12 protein-coding genes are annotated in these 14,443 nt (G+C 58.7%); 2 read left to right on the top strand and 10 right to left on the bottom strand.

Annotated elements, in window-relative coordinates:
• Positions 1-26 precede the first annotated feature (26 nt).
• The 5 genes from ACEN83_RS07615 to sdhC all read right to left on the bottom strand — a co-directional run bounded on the left by ACEN83_RS07615 (position 27) and on the right by sdhC (position 6,340).
• Positions 27-2,858: a 2-oxoglutarate dehydrogenase E1 component gene (locus ACEN83_RS07615; RefSeq protein ID WP_102701985.1), complete on the bottom strand. Its 2,832-nt coding sequence runs from the start codon at positions 2,856-2,858 to the stop codon at positions 27-29.
• A gap of 253 nt (positions 2,859-3,111) precedes the next feature.
• Positions 3,112-3,816 carry a succinate dehydrogenase iron-sulfur subunit gene (locus tag ACEN83_RS07610; RefSeq protein WP_003223007.1) on the bottom strand — a complete coding sequence of 235 codons (705 nt, stop codon included), beginning with the start codon at positions 3,814-3,816 and terminating at the stop codon, positions 3,112-3,114.
• Positions 3,817-3,827: 11 nt separating this feature from the next.
• Entirely contained in the window at positions 3,828-5,600 is a 1,773-nt protein-coding gene (gene sdhA / locus ACEN83_RS07605) for a succinate dehydrogenase flavoprotein subunit (protein ID WP_007977510.1), read from the bottom strand.
• 3 nt (positions 5,601-5,603) lie between these two features.
• The gene (gene sdhD, locus ACEN83_RS07600) at positions 5,604-5,972 is read right to left on the bottom strand and encodes a succinate dehydrogenase, hydrophobic membrane anchor protein (protein ID WP_007977503.1); all 369 of its coding nucleotides are present in this window, start codon (positions 5,970-5,972) and stop codon (positions 5,604-5,606) included.
• Positions 5,966-6,340 carry a succinate dehydrogenase, cytochrome b556 subunit gene (gene sdhC / locus ACEN83_RS07595; RefSeq protein ID WP_015096190.1) on the bottom strand — a complete coding sequence of 125 codons (375 nt, stop codon included), beginning with the start codon at positions 6,338-6,340 and terminating at the stop codon, positions 5,966-5,968. Before sdhC ends, sdhD begins: the two co-directional genes overlap by 7 nt.
• Before the next feature lie 363 nt (positions 6,341-6,703).
• On the opposite strand from sdhC, the gene gltA reads away from it, so the two are divergent.
• On the top strand, positions 6,704-7,993 hold the full coding sequence (gltA, locus tag ACEN83_RS07590; protein WP_007977501.1) for a citrate synthase: 1,290 nt from the start codon (positions 6,704-6,706) through the stop codon (positions 7,991-7,993).
• Positions 7,994-8,964: 971 nt separating this feature from the next.
• Here gltA and ACEN83_RS07585 read toward each other — a convergent pair.
• The 4 genes from ACEN83_RS07585 to ACEN83_RS07570 all read right to left on the bottom strand — a co-directional run bounded on the left by ACEN83_RS07585 (position 8,965) and on the right by ACEN83_RS07570 (position 12,354).
• Complete coding sequence (locus ACEN83_RS07585) at positions 8,965-10,623, bottom strand: cation acetate symporter (protein ID WP_495579911.1); 1,659 nt, start codon at positions 10,621-10,623, stop codon at positions 8,965-8,967.
• The gene (locus tag ACEN83_RS07580) at positions 10,620-10,931 is read right to left on the bottom strand and encodes a DUF485 domain-containing protein (protein WP_007971395.1); all 312 of its coding nucleotides are present in this window, start codon (positions 10,929-10,931) and stop codon (positions 10,620-10,622) included. The genes ACEN83_RS07585 and ACEN83_RS07580 overlap by 4 nt, the downstream gene beginning before the upstream one ends.
• Before the next feature lie 240 nt (positions 10,932-11,171).
• A complete protein-coding gene (locus tag ACEN83_RS07575) occupies positions 11,172-12,023 on the bottom strand; it encodes a glycine betaine ABC transporter substrate-binding protein (RefSeq protein ID WP_033047503.1) in 852 nt (283 codons plus the stop codon).
• A gap of 106 nt (positions 12,024-12,129) precedes the next feature.
• Positions 12,130-12,354, bottom strand: a complete 225-nt coding sequence (locus ACEN83_RS07570; RefSeq protein WP_116580386.1) for a hypothetical protein — start codon at positions 12,352-12,354, stop codon at positions 12,130-12,132.
• On the opposite strand from ACEN83_RS07570, the gene ACEN83_RS07565 reads away from it, so the two are divergent.
• The gene (locus ACEN83_RS07565; RefSeq protein ID WP_495579910.1) at positions 12,311-13,906 is read left to right on the top strand and encodes a glycoside hydrolase family 17 protein; all 1,596 of its coding nucleotides are present in this window, start codon (positions 12,311-12,313) and stop codon (positions 13,904-13,906) included. The genes ACEN83_RS07570 and ACEN83_RS07565 overlap by 44 nt on opposite strands.
• A gap of 126 nt (positions 13,907-14,032) precedes the next feature.
• On the opposite strand, the gene ACEN83_RS07560 is transcribed toward ACEN83_RS07565, so the two are convergent.
• Entirely contained in the window at positions 14,033-14,401 is a 369-nt protein-coding gene (locus tag ACEN83_RS07560) for a hypothetical protein (protein WP_007971403.1), read from the bottom strand.
• Between the last annotated feature and the right edge of the window lie 42 nt (positions 14,402-14,443).

The following is a 14,443-nucleotide window of genomic DNA, read 5'->3' as shown; positions in this document are numbered from 1 at the left end:
AATTCGGTTTCAGGTGCGCGAAGGCGTTAAACAGTAAAGGCGTCTTGCAGCAGTTTTTCCTGCTGTTCGGCGTGCATCGATGCGTAACCGCATGCAGGTGCAGCAGAAGCCTCACGGCCCGCGTACTCGAGTACGAGAGACTTGTTGAGGTTGCTGATGCTGCGACGCATGTGGTGTTGGCTGCAGTACCAGGCACCCTGGTTCATCGGCTCTTCCTGACACCAGACGGCATGTTTGACGTTGGTGTAAGGAGCCAGGACTTCTTTCAAGTCGTCCTCAGGGAATGGGTACAGCTGCTCGATACGCACGATGGCGATGTCGTCACGACCTTCGGCACGGCGTTTTTCCAGCAGGTCGTAGTAGACCTTGCCGCTACACAGAACAACGCGCTCGACCTTTTTCGGGTCTTGGGCATCGATTTCCGGGATGACGGTCTGGAACGAACCTTCGGCCAGATCTTCCAGCGTCGAGATGGCCAGCTTGTGGCGCAGCAGCGACTTCGGAGTCAGGACTACCAGTGGTTTGCGCAGCGGGCGAATCACCTGACGGCGCAGCAAGTGGTAGATCTGAGCCGGCGTCGTCGGCATGCACACCTGAATGTTGTGCTCGGCGCACAGTTGCAGGTAACGCTCCAGACGAGCCGAGGAGTGCTCCGGACCCTGACCTTCATAACCGTGCGGCAGCAGCATGGTCAGACCGCACAGACGGCCCCACTTGTGCTCGCCACTGGTGATGAACTGGTCGATTACAACCTGGGCGCCGTTGGCGAAGTCGCCGAACTGGGCTTCCCAGATAACCAGGGCATTCGGCGTGGTGGTCGAGTAACCGTACTCGAACGCCAATACCGCTTCTTCGGACAGGAACGAGTCGTACAGGTCAAAACGCGGCTGACCGTCGTACAGGTTCTGCAGCGGGATGTAGGTACCCGCGTCTTTCTGGTTGTGCAGGACAGCGTGACGGTGCGAGAACGTACCGCGGCCGATGTCCTGGCCAGTCATGCGAATCGGGTGACCTTCGAACGCCAGGGTCGCGTACGCCATGGTTTCGGCGTAGCCCCAGTTGATCGGCAGGCCACCGGCTTGCATCTTCTGGCGGTCTTCGTAGATCTTGGCAACCTGGCGCTGGACCACGAAGCCTTCCGGGATTTCCAGCAGCTTGGCGGACAGTTCCTGCAAGGTCTTCAGATCGAAACGAGTGTCGTGACGCGCGGTCCAGGTGTGACCCAGGTACGGACGCCAGTCCACGAACAGTTCCTTGTTCGGCTCCTTGACCAGGCTCTTCACAACGTGCAGACCGTTGTCCAGCGCGTTGCGGTATTCGTCGACTTTCGCCTGAACACGCTCTGCATCCAGCACACCGCCTTGAGTCAGGCGATCGGCATACAGCTCACGGGTGGTGCGCTGCTTGGTGATCTGCTGATACATCAGAGGCTGGGTGCCGCTTGGCTCGTCGGCCTCGTTGTGGCCGCGACGACGGTAGCAGACCAGGTCGATCACCACGTCACGCTTGAACTGCATGCGGTAGTCGATGGCCAGCTGGGTCACGAACAATACGGCTTCCGGATCATCACCATTCACATGGAGGATCGGCGCCTGGATCATTTTCGCAACGTCGGTCGCGTACTCGGTGGAACGCGAGTCCAGCGGGTTGCTGATGGTGAAACCGACCTGGTTGTTGATCACGATGTGCACGGTACCGCCGGTCTTGAAACCGCGGGTCTGCGACATCTGGAAGGTTTCCATGACCACGCCCTGACCTGCGAACGCAGCGTCACCGTGGATGGAGATCGGCAGGACCTTCTCGCCGGTCGGGTCGTTGCGACGATCCTGACGGGCGCGAACCGAACCTTCGACCACCGGGGAAACGATTTCCAGGTGGGACGGGTTGAACGCCATCGCCAGGTGAACTTCACCGCCGGTGGTCATCACGTTGGACGAGAAGCCCTGGTGGTATTTCACGTCACCGGAACCGAGCTCGACCTTCTTCTTGCCTTCGAACTCGTCGAACAGCTCGCGCGGGTTCTTGCCGAAGGTGTTGACCAGCACGTTCAGACGGCCACGGTGGGCCATGCCGATGACGATTTCCTTGGTGCCGTAGGAACCGGAACGCTGGATCAGCTCGTCGAGCATCGGAATCAGGCTTTCGCCGCCTTCCAGACCGAAACGCTTGGTACCCGGGTATTTGGTGCCCAGGTATTTTTCCAGGCCTTCACCGGCGGTCACGCGCTCGAGCAGGTGGCTCTTGATGTCGGCGGAGTACGTCGGACGGCCGCGCACGCTTTCCAGACGCTGCTGGAACCACTGGCGCTGCTCGGAATCGGTGATATGCGTGAATTCAGCGCCGATGGTGCGGCAATATGTCTGCTGCAACGCTTCGTGAATTTCGCGTAGGCTCGCTTCCTCTTTGCCGATGAACAGGTCGCCGGCACGGAAGGTCGTATCAAGATCGGCATTGGTCAAGCCGTAATGATTGATCGACAGGTCTGCAGGTGCAGGACGCTGCCACAGTCCCAGCGGGTCAAGCTGGGCTGCCTGGTGGCCACGCATACGGTAGGCCTGGATCAATCGCAGCACTTCAACTTGCTTCTTCTCGTGCTCACTGCTCACGCTGCCGGCGGAAACCGGTTGGGCGCGGCGCTGGTTCTTTGCCAGCAAGACGAAATGATCGCGAATTGTGGAGTGCGAAACATCGGTGGCAGAGTTGCCGTCAGCAGGCAACTTCTGGAAGTAGGTGCGCCACTCTTCTGGCACAGCGTTAGGGTCGTGCAGGTAGAGCTCATAAAGCTCTTCCACATAGGCAGCGTTACTACCGGATAGGTAGGCACTGTTCCACATGCGCTGCATCACGCTTTCTTGCATGCTTGGTCACCCTCGGTTAGGGGAACACCACCGGTGTCGACACCGAGCAAACTTGCAGAAGTCCGAATGCAGCGACCAAAACAAGCCACTAGGATCACACTGATAGTCCGGGTACCAGCCCGGATGCCCCTGCTTGTCTCATTTCTTCAAAATAAGAGCCGCAGCCTTTTAAGCTGCTGCTCAGGTTAAAACTACGGCGCCGGTTGAAGCCTGCGCCGCAGCATCTACGGGTACAGCGGGTACAGCAGCTGAATCACACGCCGCTCGAGAGCAACATGTTACGGATGTGACCGATGGCCTTAGTCGGGTTCAGGCCTTTCGGACATACGTTGACGCAGTTCATGATCCCGCGGCAGCGGAATACGCTGAACGGGTCATCCAGCGAAGCCAGACGCTCGGACGTCTTGGTGTCACGGCTGTCTGCCAGGAAGCGGTACGCTTGCAGCAGGGCGGCCGGGCCCAGGAACTTGTCCGGGTTCCACCAGAAGGACGGGCAGGAAGTCGAGCAGCAAGCGCACAGGATGCACTCGTACAGGCCGTCCAGCTTTTCACGTTCTTCAGGGGACTGCAGACGCTCGATGGCCGGAGCCGGCGTGTCGTTCTGCAGGTATGGCTTAACCTTCTCGTATTGCTTGTAGAAGATGCTCATATCGACGACCAGGTCACGGATAACCGGCAAACCTGGCAGAGGACGAACGATCAACTTGTTACCTTTTACGACAGCAGACAGCGGCGTGATGCACGCCAGGCCGTTTTTGCCGTTGATGTTCATGCCGTCGGAACCGCAAACACCTTCACGGCAAGAGCGACGATAGGAGAAACCCTCGTCCTGCTCTTTGATCAGGGCCAGCACGTCCAGCACCATCAGGTCTTTACCACCGGTATCGACCTGGAACTCCTGCATGAACGGCGCAGCGTCCTGATCAGGGTTGTAACGATATACACTGACTTGCAACATGGCGGTCACCCTTAATAAGTCCGGACTTTAGGTTCGAAAGTCGGAACAGTCTTCGGCGAGAAGTTCACGGCACGCTTGGTGACGCGCTTGTCACCCGGGAAGTACAGGGTGTGGCACAGCCAGTTTTCGTCGTCACGGTCTTCGAAGTCTTCACGGGCGTGTGCGCCGCGGGACTCTTTACGTACTTCGGCAGCGATGGCGGTAGCTTCGGCCACTTCCAGCAGGTTTTGCAGTTCCAGCGCTTCGATACGGGCAGTGTTGAACGCCTGCGACTTGTCGTTGATCTTCACGTTGGCAATGCGGGTACGCAGCTCAGCCAGCTGAGCGATACCTTTCTGCATGTATTCGCCGGTACGGAATACACCGAAGTAGTTCTGCATGCAGCTTTGCAGCTCGCGACGCAGGGTAGCCACGTCTTCGCCATCAGTACGGTTGTTCAGTGCGTTCAGGCGCGACAGGGCAGCTTCGATGTCGGCTTCGGTAGCGTCGTCGTATTCGATACCATCGGTCAGCGCCTTTTCCAGGTGCAGGCCGGCAGCACGGCCGAATACCACCAGGTCGAGCAGCGAGTTGCCGCCCAGACGGTTGGCACCGTGAACCGATACGCAAGCCACTTCGCCCACGGCAAACAGACCCGGGATGATCTGGTCGACGCCTTCGGCGTTCTGGGTGATCGCCTGACCGTGAATGTTGGTGGCAACGCCGCCCATCATGTAGTGGCAGGTCGGAACAACCGGAACCGGAGCAACCACCGGGTCAACGTGTGCAAAAGTCTTCGACAGTTCGCAGATGCCTGGCAGACGGCTGTGCAGCACTTCCTCGCCCAGGTGGTCGAGCTTGAGCATCACGTGGTCGCCATTCGGACCGCAACCGTTACCGGCGATGATTTCTTTAACCATCGAACGGGCAACAACGTCACGACCGGCAAGGTCCTTGGCGTTCGGAGCATAACGCTCCATGAAACGCTCGCCGTGCTTGTTGATCAGGTATCCACCTTCACCACGGCAGCCTTCTGTAACCAGTACACCGGCGCCGGCGATACCGGTCGGGTGGAACTGCCACATTTCAATGTCTTGTACCGGTACGCCGGCACGCAGCGCCATGCCAACGCCGTCACCGGTGTTGATCAGGGCGTTGGTGGTCGACGCGTAGATACGGCCTGCACCGCCGGTCGCCAGCACGGTGGCTTTGGCGCGGATGTAGGTGGTTTCACCGGTTTCGATGCAGATCGCGATCACACCGACGAACTCGCCTTCGCCGTTCTTCACCAGATCGACAGCGTAGTACTCGTTCAGGAACGTGGTACCGGCTTTCAGGTTGCCCTGATAGAGGGTGTGCAACAGGGCGTGACCGGTACGGTCGGAGGCAGCGCAAGTACGCGCAGCCTGGCCGCCCTTGCCGTAGTCCTTGGACTGGCCACCGAACGGACGCTGATAGATACGGCCTTGTTCGGTACGCGAGAACGGCAGACCCATGTGGTCCAGCTCGAAAACGGCGGCCGGGCCTTCCTGACACATGTATTCGATAGCGTCCTGGTCACCGATGTAGTCGGAACCCTTGACGGTATCGTACATGTGCCAGCGCCAGTCATCGTTCGGGTCAGCAGACGCGATCGCGCAGGTGATGCCGCCCTGGGCGGATACAGTGTGCGAACGGGTCGGGAACACCTTGGTGATCACGGCAGTCTTGTGACCACCTTGTGCCAGTTGCAGCGCTGCGCGCATGCCGGCACCGCCACCACCAATAATGATGGCGTCGAAAGAAATCGTTGGAATGTTAGCCATGAATCAGATACCCCAGAGAATCTGCACACCCCAGACGAAGTAAGCGAACATCGCAACGCCGCATACCGCCTGGAAAAGGAAACGTACTGCAGTCGCGGACTTGCCCAGCGCCATTGGCGTCAGGTAGTCGGTCGCGATGGTCCACATGCCGACCCAGGCGTGAGCGCCCAGGGCAACGAGGGCCAGCAGACTGAAGATACGCATCCCGTTGTGGGCGAACAGGCCGTGCCATTGGTCGTAGCCAATGCCCGGGTTCGCTGCGAGGTATCCGATCAGGAAAATGAAATAAGCCGCGAGAACGACCGCAGACACACGTTGCGCCATCCAGTCATAAAGACCGGAACGCGAAAGGTTCGTAACGCTGGTTACCATATCCAAACTCCTGCCAGAACGATCAACACCACGGAAACGGCGATGATAATTTTCGAGCCCAGGCGGCCGCCTTCCAGCGTCTCACCGATGCCCATATCCATGATCAAGTGGCGCACACCGGCTACCAGGTGATACAGAAGAGCGGACAGGAGGCCCCATGCTACGAACTTGGCCAGCGGGCTGGTCAAGCATGCCTTCACCTCGGCAAAACCTTCCTCGGAACCCAGGGATTTGCCCAATGCATAAAGCATGAAGCCAAGGCCCAGGAAGAGGATGATGCCGGAAACACGGTGAAGAAACGACGTAACGCCGGTGATGGGGAGTTTGATGGTCCTTAGGTCTAGGTTTACAGGTCGTTGGCTTTTCACGGCTTTTTTTTCACACTGAAGAGCCCCTAACAATCAGGGCAAAGTTGTTGGGGAGTGCACTGGTCAGGTAACCACCACCCAGGGATGCGACCCCCAATAAAGCAGGCCCAAAAGCCCCTGGCGGTCGGTGGCCGAGTATAGACAGTTAGGCTACTAATGACAACGCAAAGACCTAACCCAAACAGCTGATTGCGCAACGGACATAAAAGGCGTAAATGGCAGCCAATTTCGAGAAAAAAGTCCGGTTAAAGCCTTCTGGAGCAAGACTTTAGGCAAATTGACATTCGAATTTATCTCACTATAGTGGTGCGGGCCCTGCGTGGGGGGTCTGTCTGATGATTTCAAGCATAAATAGGAGGCCACATGGCTGACAAAAAAGCGCAGTTGATCATCGAGGGCGCAGCCCCCGTCGAGCTGCCCATTTTAACCGGCACCGTTGGTCCCGATGTTATCGATGTTCGGGGCCTGACGGCCACGGGCCGTTTCACTTTTGACCCAGGTTTCATGTCGACCGCCTCGTGCGAGTCGAAGATCACCTATATCGACGGCGACAACGGCATCCTGCTGCACCGCGGCTACCCGATCGAACAGCTGGCTGAAAAGTCGGACTACCTGGAAACCTGCTATCTGCTGCTCAACGGCGAACTGCCGACCGCAGAACAGAAGGCCCAGTTCGTCAGCACCGTGAAGAACCACACCATGGTTCACGAGCAGTTGAAGACCTTCTTCAACGGCTTCCGTCGCGACGCCCACCCGATGGCCGTCATGTGCGGCGTAGTCGGCGCCCTCTCGGCCTTCTACCACGACTCCCTGGACATCAATAACCCGCAGCATCGCGAAATCTCCGCGATCCGTCTGGTTGCCAAGATGCCGACCCTGGCAGCGATGGTTTACAAGTACTCCATGGGCCAACCCATGATGTACCCGCGCAACGACCTGTCGTACGCGGAAAACTTCCTGCACATGATGTTCAACACCCCGTGCGAGATCAAACCGATCAGCCCGGTACTCGCCAAGGCCATGGACCGGATCTTCATCCTCCATGCCGACCACGAGCAGAACGCCTCGACGTCCACCGTGCGCCTGGCGGGCTCCTCGGGTGCCAACCCGTTCGCCTGTATCGCCGCCGGTATCGCTGCACTGTGGGGCCCTGCCCACGGCGGTGCAAACGAAGCCGTACTGACCATGCTCGATGAAATCGGCGATGTTTCGAACATCGACAAGTTCATCGCCAAGGCCAAGGACAAGAACGATCCGTTCAAACTGATGGGCTTCGGTCACCGCGTTTACAAAAACCGCGATCCGCGCGCCACCGTCATGAAGCAGACCTGCGACGAAGTATTGAAAGAACTGGGCATCCAGAACGATCCGCAACTCGAACTGGCCATGCGCCTGGAAGAGATCGCCCTGACCGACCCATACTTCATCGAACGCTCGCTGTACCCGAACGTCGACTTCTACTCGGGGATCATCCTCAAGGCGATCGGCATTCCAACCAGCATGTTCACCGTGATCTTCGCCCTGGCGCGGACCGTCGGCTGGATCTCCCACTGGAAAGAAATGCTCTCCAGCCCGTACAAGATCGGCCGTCCGCGCCAGCTGTACACCGGCTACGAGTCGCGTGACATCACCAAGCTGGAAGACCGCAAGTAAGATCTGTCTTGCTGTAGCGTGTTGAGTTGTACCGGGAACGGCCTCTGCTTTTTATATAAAGAGCAGGAGGCCGTTTTTGTTTGTGTTTGGCGGTTTTTTGATCGTGGGCATATCCGTTATTTAGGTAACGGCGGCTTATGGTTCCGCCCTTACGGCGGGTCACTTTGGAAAAGCCTGTAGGAGCGAGCTTGCTCGCGATGGAGGTCAACGATGATGCGGGAAGCCTGACGCCCCGCGGTGCTCTCAGGTTTTTCGCGAGCAAGCTCGCTCCTACAGAGCCCACTGCGCAGAACCTGCGCTCGGCCTCACGAGGGGGCGTACACCGCAAAAGCAAAGCGAGGCGGCCTACCGGCCGGCCTGATTCTGATGCGTGCGTGTTTCCATGTAGGAGCTGCCGCAGGCTGCGATCTTTTGATTCTGGTTTTTGACAATGTCGAAGAGGCGGAAGATCAAGATCAAAAGATCGCAGCCTGCGGCAGCTCCTACAGGCCGAGCGTTAGCTCGCCTGCCGCTCTTGATCTTGATCCACCCGCCCCCTCGGCAGGCTGAGTGGAGGTGTTCATCCGGGGATGGGCGCGCAGCGCCGTTCGACGCAGTCGAACTCATTGCATGTAGGTCGAAGCGAAGCCGACCGGAGGGCAATGCCCCCGGATGAATACCGGAGCGAAGGTACCCCGAGCCTAGGCGAGGGGCCGTACGCAAGGGGCGTTTTTTGCTTACTTTTTTAGGCGCTTGTAAAAAAGTGAGTCGCCGTAAGGGCGAAACCGTAAGCCGCCGTTACCGCAACAATGGATATGTACACGGTCAACAAGAGACAGGTCGGCTGTCAGGCCGCCTTCGCGAGCAAGCCCGCTCCCACAGGATCGAGCACACCCGACAAATTCCGGTCGGTAATCGCCCAACAAAAATGCCCCGATCTCTCGATCGGGGCACTCGATGTCAGCGCAACTTAGATGTAAAGCGTTGAAGCCTTAGTGCGAAACCGCCCCACTCGCCCCCAACCCGGTCTGCGAACGAACAAACTGCGGGAAGAACAGCGCCCGCTCATTGTCAGCCGCAGTCGACTTGTCAGTGACCGAGAAGAACCAGATCCCGACAAAGGCAATCAACATCGAGAACAACGCCGGGTACTCATACGGGAAGATAGCCTTCTCGTGATGCAGAATCTGCACCCAGATGGTCGGGCCAAGGATCATCAGGCCTACGGCACTGATCAGGCCCATCCAGCCGCCGATCATCGCACCGCGAGTGGTCAGCTTTTTCCAGTACATGGAAAGCAGCAGTACCGGGAAGTTGCAGCTCGCCGCGATGGAGAACGCCAGGCCCACCATGAACGCGATGTTCTGGCTTTCGAACAGAATACCCAGAACGATGGCCAGCACAGCCAAGGCAACGGTGGTGATCTTCGAAATACGAATCTCATCCTTCTCGTTGGCCTTGCCCTTCTTGATCACACTGGCATACAGGTCGTGGGACACCGCCGAAGCACCCGCCAGGGTCAGGCCGGCCACTACCGCCAGAATGGTCGCGAACGCCACGGCCGAGATGAAGCCCAGGAAGATACTGCCGCCGACCGCGTTGGCCAGGTGCACCGCCGCCATGTTGTTACCGCCGAGCAACGCGCCGGCCGCGTCTTTGAAGGCCGGGTTGGTGCTGACCAGCAGGATCGCGCCGAAACCGATGATGAAGGTCAGGATGTAGAAGTAGCCAATGAAACCGGTTGCGTACAGCACACTCTTGCGAGCTTCCTTTGCATCACTCACGGTGAAGAAGCGCATCAGGATGTGCGGCAGACCCGCGGTACCGAACATCAGAGCCAGCCCGAGGGAGAACGCCGAGACCGGATCTTTCACCAGACCGCCCGGGCTCATGATCGCTTCACCTTTAGGGTGAACCTTGATCGCCTCGGAAAACAGCATGTTGAAGTCGAAGTTGACGTGTTTCATCACCATCAGCGCCATGAAGGAAGCGCCGGACAGCAGCAGAACCGCCTTGATGATTTGCACCCAGGTGGTCGCCAGCATGCCGCCGAACAGCACATAAAGGCACATCAGCACGCCCACCAGAATCACCGCGACGTGGTAGTCGAGGCCGAACAACAGCTGGATCAGCTTGCCCGCACCGACCATCTGGGCGATCAGGTAGAACGCCACCACCACCAGCGACCCGCAAGCAGACAGCGTACGGATCTGGGTTTGCCCCAGGCGGTAGGACGCCACGTCGGCAAAGGTGTACTTGCCCAGGTTACGCAGGCGCTCGGCAATCAGGAACAGGATGATCGGCCAGCCCACCAGGAATCCGATCGAATAGATCAGCCCGTCGTAGCCTGAAGCGAACACCAGCGCGGAAATACCCAGGAAAGACGCCGCTGACATGTAGTCACCGGCAATCGCCAGTCCGTTCTGGAACCCGGTGATCTTGCCGCCGGCGGCATAGTAGTCGGCTGCCGAATTATTACGCTTGGAAGCCCAGTAGGTGATGCACAGGGTGGCACCGACGAAGGCGACAAACATCAGGATTGCCGACACGTTAAGCGGTTGCTTTTGCACGGCACCGGTCAGGGCGTCAGCCGCCCAGGCGCCAGGTGCGAAAGCAGCGATGCTCAAAAGAGCCATTAGACGGCGGATCATTGCTGAGCCTCCTTGAGAATCGCATTGTTCAGGTCGTCGAATTCGCCATTGGCGCGTCGTACGTAGATGCCGGTCAGGACGAAGGCCGAGACAATCAGCCCGACGCCAATCGGTATGCCCCAGGTAATCGAGGACTCAGGGTTGATTTTTGCCCCCAGCACCTGCGGCCCATAGGCAATCAGAAGAATGAATCCGGAGTAAAGCCCTAGCATGATCGCCGAAAGAATCCAGGCGAATCGCTCCCTCTTGCTGACCAGCTCCTTGAAACGCGGGCTGTTTTGAATCGAGAGGTAAATGCTGTCGTTCATTGTTTTTATCCTCGCAGCACAGATTGAAGTGGAACGGTATCCACTCTATGCGGCTGCGGGGCAGGTTCCAGACGACCTTAGTCTTAGAACCATATGACAGATTCGCCAATTTCCAGCACACCATAAATCAATGTGGGAGCGGGCTTGCTCGCGAAGCGGTCGTATCAGTCACTATCAAAGTTGACTGTCAGACCGCTTTCGCGAGCAAGCCCGCTCCCACAATTTAAAGCGAGGAGCCTGTTACTTGGTCCAGTCAGCCACGCGCTCAGGGTGTTTGGCGACCCAGTCCTTCGCTGCGGCTTCAGGTTTGGCACCGTCCTGAATCGCCAGCATCACCTGGCCGATTTCATCCTTGGACTCCCACTGGAAGTTCTTCAGGAACTTGGCCACTTCCGGCGCCTTGGCCTCAAGCCCTTTGCTGCCGATGTTGTTCACGGTTTCTGCCGCGCCATACACGCCTTTCGGATCTTCGAGGAAGCGCAGTTTCCACTTGGCGAACATCCAGTGCGGTACCCAGCCGGTGACGGCGATGGATTCGTTTTTCTTCTCGGCACGGGTCAGCTCGGCAATCATGCCGGCGCCAGAACTGGCCTTGAGTTGATAACCGGTCAGGTCGTAGTCCTTGATGGCCTGGTCGGTCTTGAGCATCACGCCTGAACCGGCGTCGATGCCGACGATGCGATTCTTGAAGGTGTCGTCGGTTTTCAGGTCCTCGATCGACTTGGCCTTGACGTACTCCGGCACGATCAATCCGATTTTTGCGTCCTTGAAGTTCGGGCCGTAATCGACGACCTGATCCTTGTTCTTCGTCCAGTATTCGCCGTGAGTCACCGGCAGCCAGGCCGACAGCATGGCGTCGAGTTTACCGGTCGCCACGCCCTGCCACATGATCCCGGTGGCAACGGCTTGCAGCTTCACGTCATAACCGAGTTTCTGCCTGATCACTTCGGCGGCCACGTTGGTCGTGGCAACGCTGTCCGACCAGCCATCGACGTAACCGATAGTCACTTCCTTCCCGGCGGCACTGGCCACGGTAGAGCTGATCGCCAGCACCAAAGCGGCACCTGCGCCCAAGAGTCGTCGCATCTTCATCGTTACTTCCCCGAAAGTGCTGCGCTCGACGGATGCCGAGTCGCTTAAACGTATTGTTATGGTGCACAGCGCCCCCATCACGCCTCACAGCAAACTCGTCCCGACATCAGCGGAGTACTGACGCCTCGATAATCAACCTGACGCTCATCGCGACCTGCTCTGCCAGCGACCTCAAGGCATCGAGAAACGACATCAGAAAGCCATTAATCCTGACCACGACAAACGCACCTGCCAAACCGCCCGAACTTTGCATGTCAAAATCATGCAGGCCACCAAGCGCGCGGTAAATGCAGGTAACATGCGCCGCTTTGCTCCCACACGGCCTGACCATGTCCGCGACATCCCGCTTTCCTTTTGCTGCTTATCTATTCGCTTGCCTGCTCGGGCTGTTTGCCCTTGGCGGCTTCTGGTACGGCCTCGGCAAACCGGTGATCCTGCCGGACGCGGCCAGCGCCACGCACAAGCTGCAATGCGCGTCCTATACGCCGTTCGACAAGGACCAATCGCCGTTCGACGTGCCATTCAACTTGCGCCCCGAACGTATGGATGCCGACCTCGCACTGCTGTCAAAAAGCTTTGAATGCATCCGCACCTATTCCATGACCGGCCTTGAAGCCCTGCCGGACCTTGCACGCAAGCACGGTTTGAAGTTGATGATAGGCGCCTGGGTCAACAGCAACCCGGTGGACACGGAAAAAGAAGTCGACCTGCTGATCGCTTCGGCCAACGCCAACCCGGATGTGGTCAGCGCAGTGATCGTAGGCAACGAAACCCTGCTGCGCAAGGAAGTCACCGGTGCGCAATTGGCGAGGCTGATCAACAAGGTCAAGAGCCAGGTCAAACAGCCCGTCACCTATGCCGACGTCTGGGAGTTCTGGCTCAAGCACCCTGAAATTGCCCCTGCCGTGGACTTTCTGACCATCCATTTGCTGCCGTACTGGGAGGACGATCCATCGAACATCGACGCCGCCCTGCAACATGTGGCGGAAGTGCGTCAGGTGTTCGGCAACAAATTCGCGCCCAAGGACGTACTGATCGGCGAAACCGGCTGGCCCAGCGAAGGCCGCCAGCGCGAAACCGCCCTGCCGAGCCGGGTCAATGAAGCCAAATTCATTCGTGGTTTTGTCGCCATGGCCGAGCAGCAAGGCTGGCATTACAACCTGATCGAAGCCTTCGACCAGCCATGGAAGCGCGCCAGTGAAGGCGCGGTCGGCGGCTACTGGGGACTGTTCGATGCCGATCGCCAGGACAAGGGTGTGCTGGCCGGGCCAGTGACAAACGTCCCGTACTGGTCGCAATGGCTGGCGGTGGGCGGCCTGATCTTTATCGGCACCCTGCTGCTTGGCGGCCGGGTTCGCACGACGCGCGCGGCGCTGGTGCTGCCACTGCTCGGCGCATTGGCCGCTTGCTCGATTGGCGCCTGGGGCGACCTGGCACGTGTCACCACTCGCTTCACCAGTGAATGGCTGTGGGTCGGGTTGCTGACCGTACTGAATCTGCTGGTGCTGGCCCATGCAGCACTGACGCTGAGTCCGCGTGACGGGTGGCGCGGGCGGGCTTTCGATTTACTGGAGCGCCGTGCTGGCTGGCTGGTTGCAACGGCAGGTTTCGCGGCGGCCGTGATGATGCTGGAACTGGTATTTGACCCGCGTTATCGCAGCTTCCCCAGCGTGGCGTTCATCGTACCGGCGCTGGTCTACCTGTGCCGCCCGGTGAGCGCGCCGCGCCGGGAAATCGCCCTGCTGACCTTCATCATTGGCGCCGGCATCGCACCGCAACTGTTTCGTGAAGGTTTACTGAACCAGCAGGCCTGGGGCTGGGCGCTGGTGAGTGTGCTGATGGTGGCGGCGTTGTGGCGCTGCTTGCGGGTTCGCACAGCTTGATTTCGCATTGACCCGACTGGCCTCATCGCGAGCAAGCTCGCTCCCACAATTGATCTTTATCGCACACGGACTTTGTGTTCACTGAAGATCCACTGTGGGAGCGAGCTTGCTCGCGATAGCGGACTATCAGGCGCTGCGGGAAGCCCTGACCAACCGCAACCCCGCAATCACCACCGCAAACACCGCCAACGTCGTGTTGTACAAGGCCAACGCCGGAAAACCGAGCACCAGCGCCAGCACTGCCAACCACCACCCCGCACGCCCGGACAACACAAAGCCGATCACGGCAGCAGCCAAGGCGCCCCAGCCCAGAACCCCGAAGTGAATCATCAGGCCCAGGTTCGAACGCACCTGGCATTCCCAACGGCTTGCCTCATCCACGCAAATGCCGACCCATTGCGCATCCTCCATGAAGCCATAACGCGCGCCATAACTGGCGGCCAGCCACACAGGCAGCAAAACAAGCAGCAGGATCACGGGCAGGCGGCGAGACATGAAACACTCCAATTGGCGAAAAACGGCGGCCAGCTTAATCTC

It is taken from the genome of Pseudomonas sp. Pseusp49 (genome assembly GCF_059491875.1).
Note: the sequence above shows the minus strand (reverse complement) of the source record. Positions and strands in the feature narration are given on the sequence as shown.

Excerpts from the sequence above, each read along its gene's own strand:
- ACEN83_RS07615 (WP_102701985.1), bottom strand. The coding sequence starts at position 2,858 with ATGCAAGAAAGCGTGATGCAGCGCATGTGGAACAGTGCCTACCTATCC.
- ACEN83_RS07610 (WP_003223007.1), bottom strand. The coding sequence starts at position 3,816 with ATGTTGCAAGTCAGTGTATATCGTTACAACCCTGATCAGGACGCTGCG.
- sdhA (WP_007977510.1), bottom strand. The coding sequence starts at position 5,600 with ATGGCTAACATTCCAACGATTTCTTTCGACGCCATCATTATTGGTGGT.
- sdhD (WP_007977503.1), bottom strand. The coding sequence starts at position 5,972 with ATGGTAACCAGCGTTACGAACCTTTCGCGTTCCGGTCTTTATGACTGG.
- gltA (WP_007977501.1), top strand. The coding sequence starts at position 6,704 with ATGGCTGACAAAAAAGCGCAGTTGATCATCGAGGGCGCAGCCCCCGTC.
- ACEN83_RS07585 (WP_495579911.1), bottom strand. The coding sequence starts at position 10,623 with ATGATCCGCCGTCTAATGGCTCTTTTGAGCATCGCTGCTTTCGCACCT.
- ACEN83_RS07580 (WP_007971395.1), bottom strand. The coding sequence starts at position 10,931 with ATGAACGACAGCATTTACCTCTCGATTCAAAACAGCCCGCGTTTCAAG.
- ACEN83_RS07575 (WP_033047503.1), bottom strand. The coding sequence starts at position 12,023 with ATGAAGATGCGACGACTCTTGGGCGCAGGTGCCGCTTTGGTGCTGGCG.
- ACEN83_RS07565 (WP_495579910.1), top strand. The coding sequence starts at position 12,311 with ATGCAGGTAACATGCGCCGCTTTGCTCCCACACGGCCTGACCATGTCC.
- ACEN83_RS07570 (WP_116580386.1), bottom strand. The coding sequence starts at position 12,354 with ATGGTCAGGCCGTGTGGGAGCAAAGCGGCGCATGTTACCTGCATTTAC.
- ACEN83_RS07560 (WP_007971403.1), bottom strand. The coding sequence starts at position 14,401 with ATGTCTCGCCGCCTGCCCGTGATCCTGCTGCTTGTTTTGCTGCCTGTG.